The organism is Paenisporosarcina cavernae (genome assembly GCF_003595195.1).
In the GTDB taxonomy this organism is placed as follows: domain Bacteria; phylum Bacillota; class Bacilli; order Bacillales_A; family Planococcaceae; genus Paenisporosarcina; species Paenisporosarcina cavernae.
Map to the genome: position 1 here is coordinate 2,465,001 of NZ_CP032418.1, position 19,530 is coordinate 2,484,530.

Below are 19,530 nucleotides of genomic sequence, written 5' to 3' on the forward strand. Positions count from 1 at the left end.
TGAGGGATCTTACTTACTTGCGTAATGGGAAATCTCATCTTGAGGGGGGCTTCATGCTTAGATGCTTTCAGCACTTATCCCGTCCACACATAGCTACCCAGCGATGCTCTTGGCAGAACAACTGGTACACCAGCGGTGTGTCCATCCCGGTCCTCTCGTACTAAGGACAGCTCCTCTCAAATTTCCTACGCCCACGACGGATAGGGACCGAACTGTCTCACGACGTTCTGAACCCAGCTCGCGTACCGCTTTAATGGGCGAACAGCCCAACCCTTGGGACCGACTACAGCCCCAGGATGCGATGAGCCGACATCGAGGTGCCAAACCTCCCCGTCGATGTGGACTCTTGGGGGAGATAAGCCTGTTATCCCCGGGGTAGCTTTTATCCGTTGAGCGATGGCCCTTCCATGCGGAACCACCGGATCACTAAGCCCGTCTTTCGACCCTGCTCGACTTGTAGGTCTCGCAGTCAAGCTCCCTTCTGCCTTTACACTCTACGAATGATTTCCAACCATTCTGAGGGAACCTTTGGGCGCCTCCGTTACACTTTAGGAGGCGACCGCCCCAGTCAAACTGCCCGCCTGACACTGTCTCCTACCCGGCTTACGGGTATGGGTTAGAAGTTCAATACAACCAGGGTAGTATCCCACCGACGCCTCCTCCGAAGCTGGCGCTCCGGGCTCTTAGGCTCCTACCTATCCTGTACAAGTTGTACCAAAATTCCATATCAGGCTACAGTAAAGCTCCACGGGGTCTTTCCGTCCTGTCGCGGGTAACCTGCATCTTCACAGGTACTATAATTTCACCGAGTCTCTCGTTGAGACAGTGCCCAGATCGTTACGCCTTTCGTGCGGGTCGGAACTTACCCGACAAGGAATTTCGCTACCTTAGGACCGTTATAGTTACGGCCGCCGTTTACTGGGGCTTCAATTCGCACCTTCGCTTGCGCTAAGCACTCCTCTTAACCTTCCAGCACCGGGCAGGCGTCAGCCCCTATACGTCACCTTACGGTTTTGCAGAGACCTGTGTTTTTGCTAAACAGTCGCCTGGGCCTATTCACTGCGGCTCTCTCGGGCTTTAACACCCTAATAGAGCACCCCTTCTCCCGAAGTTACGGGGTCATTTTGCCGAGTTCCTTAACGAGAGTTCTCTCGATCACCTTAGGATTCTCTCCTCGACTACCTGTGTCGGTTTGCGGTACGGGCACCTCCCGCCTCGTTAGAGGCTTTTCTTGGCAGTGTGAAATCAGGAACTCCAGACCAAGTGGTCCTTGTCATCACAGCTCAATGTTATAGGAACGGGATTTGCCTCATTCCACATCTCACTGCTTGAACGTGCACAACCAACGGCACGCTTACCCTATCCTACTGCGTCCCCCCATTACTCAAACGGCGGGGAGGTGGTACAGGAATATCAACCTGTTGTCCATCGTCTACGCCTATCGGCCTCGACTTAGGTCCCGACTAACCCTGAGCGGACGAGCCTTCCTCAGGAAACCTTAGTCATTCGGTGGACGGGATTCTCACCCGTCTTTCGCTACTCATACCGGCATTCTCACTTCTAAGCGCTCCACCAGTCCTTCCGGTCTAGCTTCAACGCCCTTAGAACGCTCTCCTACCACTGACACCTACGGTGTCAATCCACAGCTTCGGTGAATTGTTTAGCCCCGATACATTTTCGGCGCAGCGTCACTCGACCAGTGAGCTATTACGCACTCTTTAAATGATGGCTGCTTCTAAGCCAACATCCTGGTTGTCTAAGCAACGCCACATCCTTTTCCACTTAACAATTACTTGGGGACCTTAGCTGGTGGTCTGGGCTGTTTCCCTCTTGACTACGGATCTTATCACTCGCAGTCTGACTCCCAAACATAAATCTCTGGCATTCGGAGTTTGTCTGAATTCGGTAACCCGGGATGGGCCCCTAGTCCAAACAGTGCTCTACCTCCAGGATTCTCACGTTTGAGGCTAGCCCTAAAGCTATTTCGGAGAGAACCAGCTATCTCCAGGTTCGATTGGAATTTCTCCGCTACCCACACCTCATCCCCGCATTTTTCAACATGCGTGGGTTCGGGCCTCCAGTAAGTGTTACCTTACCTTCACCCTGGACATGGGTAGATCACCTGGTTTCGGGTCTACAACTACGTACTCATTCGCCCTATTCAGACTCGCTTTCGCTACGGCTCCGCCTTCTCAGCTTAACCTTGCACGCAATCGTAACTCGCCGGTTCATTCTACAAAAGGCACGCTATCACCCATTAACGGGCTCTAACTACTTGTAGGCACACGGTTTCAGGATCTTTTTCACTCCCCTTCCGGGGTGCTTTTCACCTTTCCCTCACGGTACTGGTTCACTATCGGTCACTAGGGAGTATTTAGCCTTGGGAGATGGTCCTCCCGGATTCCGACGGAATTTCACGTGTTCCGCCGTACTCAGGATCCACTCAGGAGAGAACGAACTTTCGACTACAGGGCTGTTACCTTGTTTCGCGGACCTTTCCAGATCGCTTCGCCTACCCCGTTCTTTTGTAACTCCGTATTGAGTGTCCTACAACCCCAAGAGGCAAGCCTCTTGGTTTGGGCTCTTCCCGTTTCGCTCGCCGCTACTCAGGGAATCGATTTTTCTTTCTCTTCCTCCAGGTACTTAGATGTTTCAGTTCCCTGGGTGTGCCTCGATTACGCTATGAATTCACGTAAACGTACTGCTCGATTAAAAACAGTGGGTTTCCCCATTCGGAAATCCCCGGATCAATGCTTACTTACAGCTCCCCGAGGCATATCGGTGTTCGTACCGTCCTTCTTCGGCTCCTAGTGCCAAGGCATTCACCGTGCGCCCTTATTAACTTAACCGTTAATAAGCCTTGCATGGAAACAGTTTAAAAACTGTTTACCTTGAATCTTACTTACAATGTGTTGCTTTCAATGTCGTTTTATCCAGTTTTCAAAGAACAAGTTTGAAGTTTTCACTGTTTAGCTCACTCGGCAGTCCGCAACCTCTTTTCCCTACTCCCTCGTCATCAAGATGACGCAGTCGCAGGTCCAAAGTGGTAGTCGGCCTATCATGCCTCATTCCGCTTTTCTTGTGAACCTTCAAAACTGAACGCAAAACGTTAACCGATGAACCGAAGGTTCATCTTCCGTAATTATCCTTAGAAAGGAGGTGATCCAGCCGCACCTTCCGATACGGCTACCTTGTTACGACTTCACCCCAATCATCTGTCCCACCTTCGGCGGCTGGCTCCAAAAGGTTACCTCACCGACTTCGGGTGTTACAAACTCTCGTGGTGTGACGGGCGGTGTGTACAAGGCCCGGGAACGTATTCACCGCGGCATGCTGATCCGCGATTACTAGCGATTCCGGCTTCATGTAGGCGAGTTGCAGCCTACAATCCGAACTGAGAACGGTTTTATGGGATTAGCTCCCCCTCGCGGGTTCGCAACCCTTTGTACCGTCCATTGTAGCACGTGTGTAGCCCAGGTCATAAGGGGCATGATGATTTGACGTCATCCCCACCTTCCTCCGGTTTGTCACCGGCAGTCACCTTAGAGTGCCCAACTAAATGCTGGCAACTAAGATCAAGGGTTGCGCTCGTTGCGGGACTTAACCCAACATCTCACGACACGAGCTGACGACAACCATGCACCACCTGTCACCACTGTCCCCGAAGGGAAAAGCATATCTCTATGCCGGTCAGTGGGATGTCAAGACCTGGTAAGGTTCTTCGCGTTGCTTCGAATTAAACCACATGCTCCACCGCTTGTGCGGGCCCCCGTCAATTCCTTTGAGTTTCAGCCTTGCGGCCGTACTCCCCAGGCGGAGTGCTTAATGCGTTAGCTGCAGCACTAAGGGGCGGAAACCCCCTAACACTTAGCACTCATCGTTTACGGCGTGGACTACCAGGGTATCTAATCCTGTTTGCTCCCCACGCTTTCGCGCCTCAGCGTCAGTTACAGACCAGAAAGCCGCCTTCGCCACTGGTGTTCCTCCACATCTCTACGCATTTCACCGCTACACGTGGAATTCCGCTTTCCTCTTCTGCACTCAAGTCCTCCAGTTTCCAATGACCCTCCACGGTTGAGCCGTGGGCTTTCACATCAGACTTAAAGGACCGCCTGCGCGCGCTTTACGCCCAATAATTCCGGACAACGCTTGCCACCTACGTATTACCGCGGCTGCTGGCACGTAGTTAGCCGTGGCTTTCTAATGAGGTACCGTCATAGTAAGGACAGTTACTCCCCTACCTGTTCTTCCCTCACAACAGAGTTTTACGATCCGAAAACCTTCTTCACTCACGCGGCGTTGCTCCATCAGACTTTCGTCCATTGTGGAAGATTCCCTACTGCTGCCTCCCGTAGGAGTCTGGGCCGTGTCTCAGTCCCAGTGTGGCCGATCACCCTCTCAGGTCGGCTACGCATCGTCGCCTTGGTAGGCCGTTACCCTACCAACTAGCTAATGCGCCGCGGGCCCATCCTGTAGTGACAGCCGAAACCGTCTTTCAACTTCAGACCATGAAATCCGAAGGATTATTCGGTATTAGCCCCGGTTTCCCGGAGTTATCCCAATCTACAGGGCAGGTTGCCCACGTGTTACTCACCCGTCCGCCGCTAAAATCAGAAGAAGCAAGCTTCTTCTTCTTTCCGCTCGACTTGCATGTATTAGGCACGCCGCCAGCGTTCGTCCTGAGCCAGGATCAAACTCTCCATCATAGAGAGCATGATTGCTCATGCTGTTTGCTGGCATCTTAATGATGTCCATTTAAAAGGAACATTGCTGTTCCAGTTTTGTTTGTGGCTCCGACGGAGGTCGGTTACCGACAAACGTTTATAGTTAACGTTTTGCTGTTCAGTTTTCAAGGTTCAGTTTGTTACTTGTCAGCTCGTGACAGCAACTTTTATATAATAGCAACTTTCGTTTTTGTTGTCAACGATTAAGTTTACTATTTTGTGTCATTCATTACTTCGTTTCGAAGCAACTTGATTACTATATCACCATACTTTTCAGCGAGCAAGTCCTTTTCAAAAAGTAAGACAATTAAATTTATTTTTCCGAAATCCGCCCAGCATGCTACGTTTCATTCTTTGACACTTTTATTTCCAAAAGAAAAATGAGGCTGGGACAAACCATACATTTGTCCCAGCCTCTTCCTCATTTAATCTCTATGTCTCATTTGCGGGAATAATAGTACATCACGAATTGATGGGGAATTCGTAAGCAACATAATCAATCGGTCAATTCCGATTCCTAGCCCACCTGTTGGAGGCATTCCGTATTCTAACGCTTCGATGAAATCATCATCCATCTCGTGCGCTTCGTCATTACCTGCTTCTTTCTCCACTAACTGCGCTTCGAAACGCTCACGTTGATCAATTGGATCATTTAATTCCGTAAAGGCATTCGCATGCTCTCGACGAACAATGAATAATTCAAATCGATCGGTAAAGCGAGGATCTTCTGGATTTTTCTTCGCTAATGGAGAAATTTCTACTGGATGACCATAAACGAAAGTTGGTTGAACAAGCGTTTCTTCAACTTTTTGTTCAAAGAATTCATTTAAAATATGGCCAACTTCCATAGAGTCCTTCACATCAATACCATGCTCTTTTGCTAATGCATGCGCTTCTTCTTTCGTCATTTCCGTCCAGAAATCTACACCAGTTGCTTCTTTGACTGCATCTGCCATATGAACTCGTTTCCAGCCTGGAGACAAATCAATTTCGTCTTCTCCGTATTTCACCGTCGTTGTACCTAGTACATCTTGCGCGACGTGTGAAATGACATTCTCCGTTAATTCCATAATGTCGTTGTAATCCGCATATGCAGCATATAGCTCTAACATTGTAAATTCTGGATTGTGGCGCGTGGAGATTCCTTCATTACGGAACACTCGCCCAATCTCATAGACTTTTTCTAATCCACCAACGATTAAGCGTTTCAAATGAAGCTCAATCGCAATACGCATGTATAAGGTCATATCTAATGCATTGTGATGGGTAACGAATGGGCGTGCTGCTGCTCCACCTGCAATCGAGTGCATGAGTGGTGTTTCCACTTCTAGATACCCTTGGTTATCTAAGTAACGGCGCATCGATTGTATAATTTTACTACGAGTAATAAACGTCCGTTTACTGTCGTCACTTGTCATCAAATCCAAGTAACGTTGACGATACCGCTGTTCCACATCTTTTAATCCGTGGAATTTTTCAGGCATTGGGCGAAGCGATTTCGTTAAAAACGTAAACGTAGTCGCTTTTACAGAAAGCTCTCCTACTTGCGTACGGAATACCGTTCCAGTAACCCCTACGATGTCCCCAAGATCTGCACTATTGAAAAGCGCGTATGCATCTTCGCCAATTGCATCTTTACGTACGTAAAGTTGAATTTGTCCGCCAAAGTCTTGAATGTGCGCAAATCCCGCTTTCCCTTTTCCGCGTTTTGTCATAATACGGCCAGCAATTGTGACCACATGTGACTCTTCGTCTAGTTGCTCTTTTGAATAGTTTTCGTATTCTTTTTTAATCGCATCCGATAGATGAGAACGCTCGAATCTGCCTCCGAATGGGTCCATTCCAGTTTCTTGTATATCTTTCATCTTTTGACGTCTCACCAAAAGTTGATCATTTAATTCATCTAAATGTGACATTATCCTTCACTCCTCTTAAGCGGTACCGCTTCTTTCATTCATAATCTTCTCATTGTACACAATTTTTTCGGACAAGACAAAAGCTACCACAATTCATGGTAGCCCAAACTTACATTACACTTGCTTCTAGTGCACGAGATCCCTCTGAATGAAGACGTGCAAATTCATTTAAATAGTCCTTTAATTCAATAGCTGATTCGGTTTGGTTAATGAAATTACGAGCAATACCATTTCCCCGAACTCCCTTTAAATACCACGAAGCATGCTTTCGCATTTCACGCACAGCCACTTTTTCGCCTTTCAATGCGACTAAGCGGTCAAAATGCAACAAGCAAATGTCGATCTTTTCTTGGACGGTTGGCTCTGGTTTTAACTCTCCAGATTCTAGGTACTCGACTGTTCGGTAAATCATCCACGGATCTCCTAGTGCCGCTCTTCCAATCATTACACCGTCTACGCCTGTTTCATCTAACATACGTTTCGCATCTTGAGGTGTTTCAACATCCCCATTCCCGATCACCGGAATGGATACGTTTTCTTTTACTTGGCGAATAATGTCCCAATCCGCTTTTCCTTCATACATTTGAACACGGGTTCTACCGTGCATAGCAATCGCTGCACCGCCAGCTCGTTCTACCGCTTGTGCATTTTTTATCGCGAAGATATGCTCTTCATCCCAGCCTGTTCTCATTTTGACGCTGACAGGTTTATCGACGGCATCTACAACAGCTGCTACCATTTCGTAAATTTTATCCGGATCTAATAACCACTTTGCCCCAGCTTCGCATTTAATGATTTTTGATACAGGACAACCCATATTAATATCGATAATATCGGCACTTGTATGTTGATCCACGTATTTCGCCGCCTCGACAAGATTCTCCTTATCTCCGCCAAAAATTTGTAACGATAATGGATTTTCCCGTTCATCGATATATAACATACTCAATGTTTTCTCGTTTTTTTGAACAATCCCTTTATCACTGATCATTTCCGCATACACGAGGCCAGCACCAAATTCTTTCACCGTAAGTCGGAATGCCGAATTACATATACCTGCCATCGGAGCTAACACAACCCGGTTATCCATCACGTGGTTCCCTATTTGAAACGGCTTTTTTGTTGCAGTTGTCATGACTCTTCCTCCTTTCCAGTTGATGATACTGTTCCCATTAACTCTGCTACATCTATTTGAAAAAACGTTGCCATATGCTGCAGTTGTTCCGCTGATGCGGATCGCTCTCCGCGTTCGATTTGACCAAAAACGGAAACAGATATTCCTAGTTCTTTTGAAAAATCTGTCTGTTTTATATTTTTTAATTTCCGAAATGCACGAATTCTTCGACCGATTCGACTTGCTTCCATAGTTGTATGCCTTCTCTCTGTTGCTTCACTAAGTCTTGCAACGATCGTTGTAAGACAGGATGAACACCTTGAGGATCGATTTCGACAAGTGGAACTAAAACAAATCCTCGCTCGTGCATCCTCGGATGAGGAATTATCAGTTTCTCCGACTCTATATTGTCGTGATTAAATAGTAAGATGTCAAGGTCTATGCACCGAGGACCCCACCGGATATCCCGTACTCGTCCCAGCGTTTGTTCCACTTGCATACAGATTTCAAGCAACTCATCTGCTGATTGTTCACACTCTACTTGCACGACACAATTTAAAAAAGATCCTTGATCTAAATACCCGACTGGTGCTGTTTCATAAATAGACGACATCTTCTTCACATGCAGATGATCTGTTTTGGTTAACAAACGAAGCGCCTCTCGAAGATTTCCTTCTCGATCTCCCATGTTTGTTCCTAATGATAAAAAGGCCGTATTCATGAGAATCGACCTCTTGTTATTTCCACCGAAACTTCCTTATAATGACCAGGAATCGGTGGATCTGGTTTAATTACTTCTACTCGGCAGCCTTCTACCAACCCTTTATAGGTGGTTAACAAATCGTTCGCCACTGTTTCAGCAAGTGTCTCTAGCAGCTTTACCGGCGAGCCTTCCATAATCCTTTCACAGCGCATAAATACGTCCCCATAATTAACGGACTTGTTTAAATCATCCAACTCACCAGCTTCTTTTAGCGACAAGGCAAGCGAAACAGACAAACGAAATCGTTGTCCAAGTCGTGTTTCCTCTGGAAATACACCGTGATTTCCCCAAAATTCCATGTCTTTTACATGTATGTAATCCACTTTTTCACCTACTCCATATAAGTTTGTTTCCCCACTAATACATCCATCATCCGGACAGATCGAGCTGTTTCTTTCACATCATGTACTCGGACGATGTGGCATCCAACCATAATTCCATAATCTACTGTCGCAAGAGAGCCTTCTAGTCGCTCCTCCACTGGCAACTGCAATACATTTCCAATCATCGATTTACGGGACGTTCCAAGTAACACAGGGTAGCCCATCGCCACTAAATCACGTAAATGTTGCATCATGCGAATATTTTGAGAAGTCGTTTTCCCAAACCCAATACCCGGATCTAACCAGATATTCTCTTTTGGTACACCAGCATTTACAGCGAGTTGAATACTATCCTCTAGATCTTGCTTCACATCGTTCCAAAAAGAATGGTAGGTGGTCTCTCCTCTATTATGCATCAGAATAATCGGTGCACCGTGTGCTGCAGCAACTTCTACGATTTTCGGTTCTCGTTTCGCACCCCAAATGTCATTTATAATCGTTGCACCTGCTTGAATAGCCGCTTCAGCTACATCCGCTTTATACGTATCAATCGAAATGGGAATGTTTGTTTCGGAACGAATTGCACGAATCATCGGAATGACACGCTCCACTTCTTCTTCCGACGTTAATGCAGTGTGACCCGGTCTAGTCGATTCTCCTCCAATATCGATAATATCGGCACCTTCTTCGATCATTTCTAACGCCCGTTTCACCGCGCGATCGGTTGTCGTATAACTCCCACCGTCCGAAAAAGAATCTGGTGTCACATTTAAAATCCCCATAATAATCGTTCGTTTCGTAAATTCACTTGTCCATTCCATGTATCATACACTCCTTACAACTGCTCTACTTGACGTTGGTATAATGCGTGCAAACGTTGATAGATAGGTCCTTCATTTCCCATAAGAAGATGGTCACCTAGCTGTCGAATTGGCACGATCTCTTGAATAGAGTTCGTCAAAAAGACTTCTTCCGCAGACAGGAACACCTCTTTGGAAAACTCCCCAACGCGAACGGACAACCCCACACTTTCCGCATGATTCAGCACCCACTCCCGAATGACTCCCGGTAAAATACCCGTTGAAATTGCAGGTGTAAAAAGTGTGTTTCCGCTCGTCCAAAACACATTAGACGTGATGCCTTCTGCCACGTGCCCGTTTTGCGTCAACAAAATGCCTTCTACTTCTGCTAGCGATGGCAATTCAAACCTAGCGAGGACATTGTTCGCGTAGTGATGCGATTTGTGACGAACAGAAGCTTCCGGTGTGTTCCGCACGACGTTGACAATGGTGGCCGTTTTTTCTGTCCCTCGAGGAGCGTTCGGCAATTCTTTTCGGAATAAAATGACGGTTGGTCGCTCGTAGGAGGATGGTTGCAAGCCAATATCATGCACTCCAGCCGTTACGTTTAATCGAAAATAGCCGTCTGATCCCTCATTTTTCTCATTCAACTCACGAATCACTTGTAGCAGTTCATCCAGTGCATACGGCATCGCGATCCGATACTCTTGCAACGCATCATGCAATCGCTTCACATGCGCGTCCCAACAAAATGGCAAATTGTTGTACGTTCGAAACGTTTCAAAGAACCCTAATCCGTACAAAAAACCGTGGTCATATGGGGAAATGGTGAGCTCTTCTTTGCGCAGAAATTCCCCATTTTTCCACACCCACATTAGGCTTCTACCTTCTTATCTTGATGCACATAGGTGTTGATGAAATTTTGTAGAAGTCGCTTTCCTTCTTCTGTCATAATCGATTCAGGATGATATTGAACGCCCTCTACCGCAAATTCTTTATGTCGAAGTCCCATAATTTCTCCTTCGGATGTCCACGATGTTACTTCTAGACAATCAGGCAATGTTTCTTTTTCGACGATAAGCGAATGGTACCTTGTAGCAGTAAATGGATTCGGCATTCCAGCATTTACGCCTTTATTGTCATGAAAGACAGGCGACGTTTTGCCGTGCATTAATCGTTCTGCAAGGATGACTTTTCCACCAAATGCTTGTCCAATCGATTGATGACCAAGACAAACGCCAAACACAGGGATCTTCCCAGCAAAATAAGCAATGACATCTAAACTAACCCCTGCTTCATTTGGGCTACACGGACCTGGTGAAATGACAATCATCGAAGGAGCCATTTCAGCAATCATGTCAAGAGTGATTTCGTCGTTTCGTTTAACGACAAGTGATTCTCCAAGCTCTCCAAAATATTGCACTAAGTTAAACGTAAACGAATCATAATTATCAATCATCAAGATCATGTCGTTTTGACTCCTTCTGCCATCGCTTTTGCTTGCCAAAGTGCTTTCGCTTTGTTCAACGACTCCATATATTCAAGTTCGGGTACTGAATCGATTACAATGCCAGCTCCTGCTTGAATGTGCGCCATTTGATGCTGTATATACGCTGTTCGAATGACAATGTTTAATTCTAAATCGCCTGAATAACCGAACCAACCAATTGAACCTGTATAAAGACCTCTTCGAACCGGTTCTAATTCTTCAATAATTTCCATCGTACGAATTTTTGGTGCTCCTGTAATCGTTCCGCCAGGAAACATTGCACGTACGACTTCCGCATTTGTCATTCCTTCAGCTAACTTCCCGCGAACATTCGAAACGATGTGCATTACATGCGAATATCGTTCAATTACCATAAATTCGTTCACTTCGACTGTCCCGTAAGTAGAAACTTTACCTAAATCATTGCGCTCTAAATCAACAAGCATGACATGTTCTGCCCGTTCTTTTTCATTGTCAATCAGCTCTTTCGCCAACAGTAAATCTTCCTCTTCATTTTTCCCGCGTGGTCTCGTCCCTGCAATAGGGCGAGTGGAGAGCTCATCTCCTTTTTTCTTCACCAACAACTCTGGTGAGCCAGATACAATCGCGAATTCGTCCGAATGAAGATACGCCATATAAGGAGAGGGATTAAATGATCGAAGTGCTTCGTAGTATACAATCGGCTCTACGTCTAACTGTTTTGACTGACGCACCGATAAATTCACTTGAAACACATCTCCTTGACGGATGTACGTTTGAACGCGCCTTACAGCTTCTTCAAATTCCATTCCTGCCATAGAAAAATGTAGCTCATGGTGATCCGCTGGCACTTCCGTTGCCGTTCCCGCTTCGAAGTGTCGAGCTGCAAGTCCATTTTGAGAGGCTTCATGCCAAGCGATAGCATCTTCACTTGTTGTGTCGTCTAACGTGGACAACTGCATGATGTGTAGCTCATTTTTTTCATGCTCAAAGACCGCCCACTTATCAAATAAGTAAAAATAGACATCTGGAATATGTAAATCATCCACCGTATCCTCTGGCAGCACTTCAATTTTACGCGCATAATCATATGTGATAAAACCAATCGCTCCACCTTGAAAATCAGGTAAACTAGATTGATAAGGCACTCTGTATTCGCTCACTAGTTCATCTAGTAAATGAAGGGCCTCCCCCTTGCGCGTTTCTACTTTCCCGTCGCGCCACTGAATGTATAAACCCTCTTCGGTAGATTGTAAAATAGCTAACGGATTCCATGCAGCTGTGCTCAATTGGCCACCACGACCACTTTCTAGCAAGGCATGATGCTTCACGGATTGTGTGAACGTTTTATACGCATAAAAAAAGGCATCTTTCTCCATCGGAATCGATGTAGTATGGATTTGAACGGTAGTCATGACACGTTCCTCCTGCTTCATGTAATACATTTATCTTATCGTGAAAGTCTGCATATTTCCATTCGATATCGTTTAGAAACGTCTCTGATGTGTCGTCCATCGTATGTATTAAGTGAAAAAATACCGCTGAAGAGAAATTCCTACGTGCATATATTAGCTGCTTTCTTTTTCGGTTCACCGCACCGGGTGACTTGACGCCATAAAGAAAGCCATGGGCTCGTGGCCCATGGCTAGTTTTATCCTTAATCAAATTGATAAAGAGGTGTACTTAAATAACGCTCGCCGTTGGATGGTAAAATTGCTAAAACCTTTTTGCCTTTTCCAAGTCGTTTCGCCACTTCTATTGCCGCATGGATTGCTGCTCCAGAAGAAACACCACCAAGAATCCCTTCTTCTCTTGCGACTTTTCGTGCAGTAGCATAGGCATCATCATTCGATACTTGAATAATTGTATTGTAGATCGTCGTATCTAAAATATCTGGGACAAATCCAGCCCCAATTCCTTGGATTTTATGTGGTCCCGGCTGTCCACCAGATAATATCGGAGAGTCCGTTGGTTCCACTGCAACGATTTCAATCGACGGGAATTGTTTTTTCAACACTTCTCCGGCTCCAGTAATCGTCCCACCCGTACCAATTCCAGCAACGAATGCATCCAATTGGTCCATCGCTTCCACAATTTCCGGTCCAGTTGTTAAACGGTGAATTTCAGGGTTCGCTTCATTGCTGAATTGTTGAGGCATATACCAACCATTTTCTTCTGCAAGCTCCGTTGCTTTTGCAATAGCGCCTTTCATTCCTTCAGCACCAGGCGTTAAGTAAAGTTCTGCACCGTATGCACGAAGTAAATTGCGACGTTCCATACTCATCGTGTCTGGCATAACTAAGACTGATTTGTATCCTTTCGCCGCAGCTACCATTGCAAGACCAATTCCAGTGTTGCCACTAGTTGGTTCAACGATAGTGGAACCTTCCGTTAACTTTCCATCGCGTTCTCCTGATTCGATCATCGCAATCGCAATTCGATCTTTTACCGAACTTCCTGGGTTAAAATACTCTAATTTGACATAGATCTCAGCATCTTCAGGTCCAGTCACACGGTTCAGTTTCACAATTGGTGTCTTGCCTATTAAATCTACTACTGAATTTCCCACTCGAGTCATATACACCCTCCTAATTCCTAGTACTTTAATCGGTTTTAATATCTCTATCGTATCAGTCTTCAAAGCCACATGTCAACGAAAAAGCAGTCTCCTGAAAGGTCAGAAAACTGCTTGTAATTTACTTTATTCACCGTAAAACCATTTGGTGTCAAATTCTTTCCAGAAAATTTCTGGCGACACGGATTGCGGCAATTGTTCCAGTGCCAATTCACGTTTGATATGGTCCTTTACCTCTTCGAATTGGAACGTTTTCCCCTCGACTACTTGTTCCACGACAACAATGGCATACGAACCATTGGACATCGCAACGGGTTCGCTCCATTCGCCTTTGTCTAATGTAAATGCCGCATCAGCAACTGCCGGATCCTCGTATTCATCCGTTACATACCCGATGTCACCACCAAGAGCAGCAGAAGTTGTATCAATGGAGCGTTCGCGAGCAAGTGCTTCAAACGACGAACCATCTTCAAGCTCTTTCCACGTTTCCTCTGCTTCTTTTTTTGATGCGACGACAATTATTTTCGATTTTCTAGCTGATGGTATGTTATAAAGCGATTTATTCTCATCAAAATATGTACGGATCGCATCATCTTCAATGACGACATCCTTTGTTAAAACTTTCTCAAGCAAAAGTTGTGCGCGCACTTTTTCACGTTGTGTTTTTTCATCTAAACCAAATGCATGCTGACTTGTGCTATCTTGCGCTGAACGAAGAAGAGATAATTCGAGATCTATCTCTTCATCCGTTGCTTTTAATGCATACTTAGTAGCTGCTTTTTCCATTACTTTCATGTTCACTAAATCGAGAAGCGTCTCTTTTCCATAACGACTCTCCATTGCCACCATCCAGTCTTCTCGACTAATCGCTTCTCCACCTACAGAAGCAACTTCCTCGTTTCCACCAGACGCTTTATTAGGAATTAACCATGCGATAAACCACAGTAAATTCCCGAGAAGCAAGACGGATAAGACCACTAAAACTGGCTTTGTTTTTAACCTTCTTGCAGGTTTAGGTGTTGGCACATTAGGACTTCGTCTCATCGATAAATGTCTCCAATTCTTCTTTCGAGAACAAGTACGTTTCCATACAGAAGTGGCACTGCGCATGAGCTTGCCCATCTTCTTCAATCATTTCCTGAATTTCTTGTTCCCCTAAACCAATAATAGCTGCACCGAAACGCTCTTTCGAACAGTTACATGAAAACGTTATGTCTTGGCGATCTAAAATTTGTACATTTTCTTCGCCTAATATTGTTTGAAGCAATTCTTCCGGTGTGAGACCTTTCGCGATTAATTTTGAGACAGGTTCCATTGCGGTTAATTTCTCTTCAATAACCGCGATCATTTCATCTTCGATGCCAGGCATTAGTTGGATAATAAACCCTCCCGCAGCCAATATTGAATTGTCAGGATTCACTAATACCCCAACACCAACTGACGATGGTACTTGTTCAGATGAAGCGAAATAGTACGTAAAGTCTTCTCCTAACTCACCCGATACTAATGGAACACTTCCGGAAAAGAAATCGCGCATTCCTAAATCCTTCACAACTGTTAACGTACCTTCTGTGCCGACTGCACGTTTTACATCAAGTTTACCGTGTTCATTTAAATCAAAATGCGTTTGAGGATGCGATGCATACCCACGAACTTCTCCTTTTGCATTACTGTCGACAATTATGGCACCAATAGGACCATTACCCTCTACTTTGATCGTGATTTTGTCTTCCCCTTTTAACATTGCACCCATCATTACTCCAGCAGTCATTGCACGTCCTAATGCTGCAGAAGCAGTTGGCCATGTCACATGACGAGTTTGTGCTTCTCCAACTGTCTCCGTAGAACGTACGGCAAACGCTCGAACTTTCCCATCAAATGCTAATGCTCTAACTAAATAATCTTGCATCATCTATTCCTTCTTTCTACTATTTACGTCTTTTCGACTACTTGTTTCGTGTGAAAATGGTATGCAACCCTTTTAACGTTAAGTAAGGATCAATATAGTCAATCACGTTTGTTTCCGCCGCGATTAAATTTGCCATTCCACCAGTTGCGACAACTGTCGGTGTCTCTTTACTTTGCGCAATCATTCGTTTCACAATACCTTCTACTTGCCCGACATAGCCATACACAATTCCTGCCTGCATTGCTGATATCGTGTTTTTCCCTACAACTTGCTCTGGCAACGCTAACTCAATACGTGGAAGCTTAGATGCTCTCGCGAACAATGCTTCCGTAGAAATACCAATACCTGGCGCAATCGCACCACCCATATAATTTCCTTTTTCGTCAATAAAACAATACGTTGTCGCGGTACCAAAATCCACAATTACGAGTGGTGCTCCGTACTCTTCTAACGCAGCAACTGCATTCACAATCCGGTCTGCACCCACTTCTTTCGGATTGTCGTATTTAATATTCAACCCAGTTTTCACACCAGGTCCCACCACTACTGCTTTAATACCAAAATATTTCTGGCACATCCGCTCAATAGAAAACATGATCGGTGGCACTACAGATGAAATAATAATTCCTGTAATATCCGAAAAATGTAGTCCCGCATGGTCAAATAACGACTTTACTTGCATACCGTATTCATCTTCTGTCTTATGACGGTCTGTCTCCATACGCCAGTGATGTGTCAATGTATCTTTCTCATACACACCAAGCACAATATTCGTATTTCCAATATCTAAAACGAGTAACATACGATACCTCACAAAATTTCTATAGTTGAAAACATCATACCACACACACTTTCAGGAATGAAAAACTCCACCTCGAGCGCAAATTTTTCTCTACACGTGCGTTGTCTCGCGTTTTATTATCAGAAAGAGATCACACCATTAGAGAAGTTTTCGAGTAATCACAAGGCGTGCAAGCATTCACCGAGAGAATCGACTTCCTCTCCACTTACTTGCACATTTTTCAGGAAAACAAGGCTAATTTGGGGAAAAGTTGTACTTTTCAAGCAAAACTATCACTAATTGAGCAAGAATCGCACCAACTCTACCCTCCATCGCACATAATCTCCGAGAATCGCACATCGACTAGTCCATAGCACCTATTATGTTCCTCTTTTCCAATAAAACCAGCAGAAAACGACCCTATTTCCATTGAATTATGACTCAACCTTTCCACCTACTAGTAACGCGCATACAATAACGGAAGAAAAAGAGCTGATGTCCCATGAACGGGGTACATCAGCTCTCGCATTATTATTTATGGTCTTCTGGAATTTCACCAGATGGTAAATTTCCATCGGCTTCTTTCGGTAAGTCACCAGTAGATGGATCATTTGCAGATCCCGTCACATCAACAACTTCGGTTTCTTCTTCTTTTACAGCAGTTGAACCGTAGTCACGAACTGGTAATGTACCATGTTCTTTTAAATGTTTAATTTGGGCTGCATCTAATGTTTCTACTTCTAATAACGTTGTCGCAATCAAATTAAGAAGGTCACGTTTTTCCGTTAGGATTTCGTGTGTACGTTTGTACTGTTCTTTAATGATCGATTGCATTTCTTGGTCAATTTCATACGCAATCGCATCCGAGTAGTTTTGTTCGGAATTAAAATCTCTTCCTAAGAAGACATTTCCACCTTGCGCTTGGCCGAATTGCATTGGTCCAAGTTTGTCACTCATTCCGTATTCCGTTACCATACTACGGGCAATACCAGTAGCACGTTGGAAGTCATTATGAGCTCCAGTAGAAACTTCTCCGAACACAACATCTTCCGCCACACGTCCACCGAGTAGACCAGCAATTTTATCGAGCAATTCTGGCTTCGTCATGAAGTAACGGTCTTCTTTCGGAAGCATTACCGCGTATCCGCCAGCTTGCCCACGAGGAACAATCGTTACTTTGTGCACGATTTCCGCATTATCCAATGTTAATCCGATCACGACGTGACCAGCTTCATGGAATGCGACAATTTTGCGTTCTTTTGCTGAAATGACTTTACTTGATTTCGCAGGACCAGCAATGACACGGTCTGTTGCTTCATCAATATCCGCCATATCAATTTTCTTCTTATTACTACGTGCAGCAACTAATGCTGCTTCGTTTAGTAAGTTTTCTAAATCCGCACCAGAGAATCCTGGTGTGCGTTGAGCAATAGCTTTCAAGTCAACATTTTCGTCTAATGGTTTGTTGCGAGCATGTACTTGAAGTACTGCTTCACGACCTTTTACATCAGGGCGTCCAACAGTAATTTGACGGTCAAATCGACCAGGACGTAATAATGCAGGATCTAGAATGTCTGGTCGGTTTGTTGCTGCTACGATAATAATACCTTCGTTAGCTCCGAAACCATCCATTTCAACAAGTAATTGGTTCAATGTTTGTTCACGCTCATCGTGACCGCCACCAAGACCTGCACCACGTTGACGACCTACTGCGTCAATTTCATCGATGAAAATGATACAAGGAGCGTTTTTCTTTGCATTTTCAAACAAATCACGTACACGAGAGGCACCGACACCGACAAACATTTCAACGAAGTCAGAACCACTGATGGAGAAGAAAGGTACGCCGGCTTCCCCTGCAACTGCTCGAGCTAGCAACGTCTTCCCTGTCCCTGGAGGTCCAACGAGTAAAATACCTTTCGGGATACGAGCCCCGATTTCTCCAAATTTCTTCGGATCTTTTAAGAATTCTACTACTTCAACTAATTCTGCTTTTTCTTCATCCGCTCCAGCAACATCATTGAAACGAACTTTTTTCTTATCGTTATCATATAGCTTGGCTTTGCTTTTTCCGAAGTTCATCACTCGGTTTCCGCCGCCCTGCGCTTGGTTTAATAAGAAGAAGAACAGGATGAAAATAATAATGAATGGTATTAAACCAGTAAAGAATTGAACCCATCCACTTGTTTCCGGTGTTTTTAACACCGTTACATCCGTTTGATCTGCAATATTTGTTACTTCTTTTGTAAACTCATCTGTTAAAGGAGCGTTTAGGACAAACGATTCATCCTTTTTTGCGTCCTTCATTTTACCTTCTATGACATAAACGGCCGCATCCGGTTGCATAGTAAATTCTTTCACTTCTTCATTTTTTAATGCGGTTAAAAACTCGCCGTAAGTCAGCTCTTCGGTTGGGTTCTTGTCATTGTTGAACGTTCCGAAAATCCCGATAATGACGAGGAAAATTAGCAAATAAAATATGGTGTATCGAAATATTCGATTCATCCCGAGCCTCCTCACAATAAATACAGAAAAACTATAGGTAATCTTATCATACCAGTAAATTGGGGTACAACGATTTGCCTAGTTCAATGCTTAAAAAGAATATACTTCTTTTTTCAAAATCCCAATGTAGGGTAAATTACGGTATTTTTCCATATAGTCTAATCCGTATCCGACAACGAAAGCATCCGGCACATCAAAGCCAATGTAATCTGCTTGTAAATCCACTTTTCGACCAGACGGTTTGTCGAGCAATGTCACAATTTTAATCGATTTCGCTTTACGGTATTTGAACAAATCCACTAAGTAACTTAATGTTAATCCGCTATCAATAATATCTTCGATGATTAAAATGTCTCGACCTTCCACACTAGTGTTTAAGTCTTTGACGATTTTTACTTCACCAGAAGAAACGGTTGCATTTCCATAGCTTGAAACGTCCATAAAATCTGTTTCCATGTAGATGTCCATACGTTTCATCACATCCGCCATAAAAGGCATCGCGCCTTTTAACACGCCAATAGCAAGTGGAAACTTATCGGAATAATCACGCGTTAACGTTTCGCCAAGCTCTCGGCATTTCGCTTGAATTTGTTCTTCTGAAATTAAGACTTCTTGAATATCTTTTTCTAACATGTCATTTCCTCCTGATAAT

At 44.6% G+C, this 19,530-nt stretch carries 15 protein-coding genes and 2 rRNA genes (1 of these 17 cut by a window edge); all 17 read right to left on the reverse strand.

Translation table 11 applies throughout. The features are described 5' to 3' along the window. Nucleotides 1-2,849, reverse strand: a 23S ribosomal RNA gene (locus D3873_RS12935); it reaches 84 nt to the left of the window's first position. Between the two features lie 303 nt (nt 2,850-3,152). Further along, nucleotides 3,153-4,706, reverse strand: a 16S ribosomal RNA gene (locus D3873_RS12940). Together the 16S and 23S rRNA genes form the textbook arrangement of a ribosomal RNA operon. A 443-nt stretch (nt 4,707-5,149) precedes the next feature. Continuing rightward, entirely contained in the window at nt 5,150-6,640 is a 1,491-nt protein-coding gene (gene lysS, locus D3873_RS12945) for a lysine--tRNA ligase (protein ID WP_119884382.1), read from the reverse strand. Between the two features lie 109 nt (nt 6,641-6,749). Further along, a complete protein-coding gene (gene dusB, locus D3873_RS12950; RefSeq protein ID WP_119884383.1) occupies nt 6,750-7,775 on the reverse strand; it encodes a tRNA dihydrouridine synthase DusB in 1,026 nt (341 codons plus the stop codon). Then, on the reverse strand, nt 7,772-8,005 hold the full coding sequence (locus D3873_RS12955) for a helix-turn-helix domain-containing protein (protein WP_119884384.1): 234 nt from the start codon (nt 8,003-8,005) through the stop codon (nt 7,772-7,774). The genes dusB and D3873_RS12955 overlap by 4 nt, the downstream gene beginning before the upstream one ends. After that, nucleotides 7,957-8,475: a 2-amino-4-hydroxy-6-hydroxymethyldihydropteridine diphosphokinase gene (gene folK, locus D3873_RS12960; RefSeq protein ID WP_119884385.1), complete on the reverse strand. Its 519-nt coding sequence runs from the start codon at nt 8,473-8,475 to the stop codon at nt 7,957-7,959. The genes D3873_RS12955 and folK overlap by 49 nt, the downstream gene beginning before the upstream one ends. Continuing rightward, the gene (gene folB / locus D3873_RS12965) at nt 8,472-8,840 is read right to left on the reverse strand and encodes a dihydroneopterin aldolase (protein WP_119884386.1); all 369 of its coding nucleotides are present in this window, start codon (nt 8,838-8,840) and stop codon (nt 8,472-8,474) included. Before folB ends, folK begins: the two co-directional genes overlap by 4 nt. An 8-nt stretch (nt 8,841-8,848) precedes the next feature. Continuing rightward, entirely contained in the window at nt 8,849-9,661 is an 813-nt protein-coding gene (folP, locus tag D3873_RS12970) for a dihydropteroate synthase (protein ID WP_119884387.1), read from the reverse strand. Between the two features lie 14 nt (nt 9,662-9,675). Continuing rightward, complete coding sequence (pabC, locus tag D3873_RS12975; RefSeq protein WP_119884388.1) at nt 9,676-10,515, reverse strand: aminodeoxychorismate lyase; 840 nt, start codon at nt 10,513-10,515, stop codon at nt 9,676-9,678. Beyond that, entirely contained in the window at nt 10,515-11,108 is a 594-nt protein-coding gene (pabA, locus tag D3873_RS12980) for an aminodeoxychorismate/anthranilate synthase component II (RefSeq protein WP_119884389.1), read from the reverse strand. The genes pabC and pabA overlap by 1 nt, the downstream gene beginning before the upstream one ends. Further along, complete coding sequence (locus D3873_RS12985; RefSeq protein ID WP_119884390.1) at nt 11,105-12,523, reverse strand: anthranilate synthase component I family protein; 1,419 nt, start codon at nt 12,521-12,523, stop codon at nt 11,105-11,107. Before D3873_RS12985 ends, pabA begins: the two co-directional genes overlap by 4 nt. A gap of 242 nt (nt 12,524-12,765) precedes the next feature. Next, nucleotides 12,766-13,686: a cysteine synthase A gene (gene cysK / locus D3873_RS12990; protein ID WP_119884391.1), complete on the reverse strand. Its 921-nt coding sequence runs from the start codon at nt 13,684-13,686 to the stop codon at nt 12,766-12,768. A gap of 123 nt (nt 13,687-13,809) precedes the next feature. Beyond that, a complete protein-coding gene (locus D3873_RS12995; protein WP_119884392.1) occupies nt 13,810-14,727 on the reverse strand; it encodes a peptidyl-prolyl cis-trans isomerase in 918 nt (305 codons plus the stop codon). After that, a complete protein-coding gene (hslO, locus tag D3873_RS13000; RefSeq protein WP_119884393.1) occupies nt 14,711-15,592 on the reverse strand; it encodes an Hsp33 family molecular chaperone HslO in 882 nt (293 codons plus the stop codon). The genes D3873_RS12995 and hslO overlap by 17 nt, the downstream gene beginning before the upstream one ends. 37 nt (nt 15,593-15,629) lie before the next feature. After that, nucleotides 15,630-16,394 (reverse strand): type III pantothenate kinase, encoded by a 765-nt coding sequence (locus D3873_RS13005; RefSeq protein WP_119884394.1) that lies wholly within the window; start codon nt 16,392-16,394, stop codon nt 15,630-15,632. A 510-nt stretch (nt 16,395-16,904) separates the two neighbouring features. Continuing rightward, the gene (ftsH, locus tag D3873_RS13010) at nt 16,905-18,878 is read right to left on the reverse strand and encodes an ATP-dependent zinc metalloprotease FtsH (protein WP_119884395.1); all 1,974 of its coding nucleotides are present in this window, start codon (nt 18,876-18,878) and stop codon (nt 16,905-16,907) included. A gap of 90 nt (nt 18,879-18,968) precedes the next feature. Then, the gene (gene hpt / locus D3873_RS13015; RefSeq protein ID WP_119884396.1) at nt 18,969-19,511 is read right to left on the reverse strand and encodes a hypoxanthine phosphoribosyltransferase; all 543 of its coding nucleotides are present in this window, start codon (nt 19,509-19,511) and stop codon (nt 18,969-18,971) included. Nucleotides 19,512-19,530: the final 19 nt, after the last annotated feature.

Coding starts and splice junctions, on each gene's coding strand:
- lysS (WP_119884382.1), bottom strand. CDS start 6,640: ATGTCACATTTAGATGAATTAAATGATCAACTTTTGGTGAGACGTCAA.
- dusB (WP_119884383.1), bottom strand. CDS start 7,775: ATGACAACTGCAACAAAAAAGCCGTTTCAAATAGGGAACCACGTGATG.
- D3873_RS12955 (WP_119884384.1), bottom strand. CDS start 8,005: ATGGAAGCAAGTCGAATCGGTCGAAGAATTCGTGCATTTCGGAAATTA.
- folK (WP_119884385.1), bottom strand. CDS start 8,475: ATGAATACGGCCTTTTTATCATTAGGAACAAACATGGGAGATCGAGAA.
- folP (WP_119884387.1), bottom strand. CDS start 9,661: ATGGAATGGACAAGTGAATTTACGAAACGAACGATTATTATGGGGATT.
- pabC (WP_119884388.1), bottom strand. CDS start 10,515: ATGTGGGTGTGGAAAAATGGGGAATTTCTGCGCAAAGAAGAGCTCACC.
- pabA (WP_119884389.1), bottom strand. CDS start 11,108: ATGATCTTGATGATTGATAATTATGATTCGTTTACGTTTAACTTAGTG.
- D3873_RS12985 (WP_119884390.1), bottom strand. CDS start 12,523: ATGACTACCGTTCAAATCCATACTACATCGATTCCGATGGAGAAAGAT.
- cysK (WP_119884391.1), bottom strand. CDS start 13,686: ATGACTCGAGTGGGAAATTCAGTAGTAGATTTAATAGGCAAGACACCA.
- D3873_RS12995 (WP_119884392.1), bottom strand. CDS start 14,727: ATGAGACGAAGTCCTAATGTGCCAACACCTAAACCTGCAAGAAGGTTA.
- hslO (WP_119884393.1), bottom strand. CDS start 15,592: ATGCAAGATTATTTAGTTAGAGCATTAGCATTTGATGGGAAAGTTCGA.
- D3873_RS13005 (WP_119884394.1), bottom strand. CDS start 16,394: ATGTTACTCGTTTTAGATATTGGAAATACGAATATTGTGCTTGGTGTG.
- ftsH (WP_119884395.1), bottom strand. CDS start 18,878: ATGAATCGAATATTTCGATACACCATATTTTATTTGCTAATTTTCCTC.
- hpt (WP_119884396.1), bottom strand. CDS start 19,511: ATGTTAGAAAAAGATATTCAAGAAGTCTTAATTTCAGAAGAACAAATT.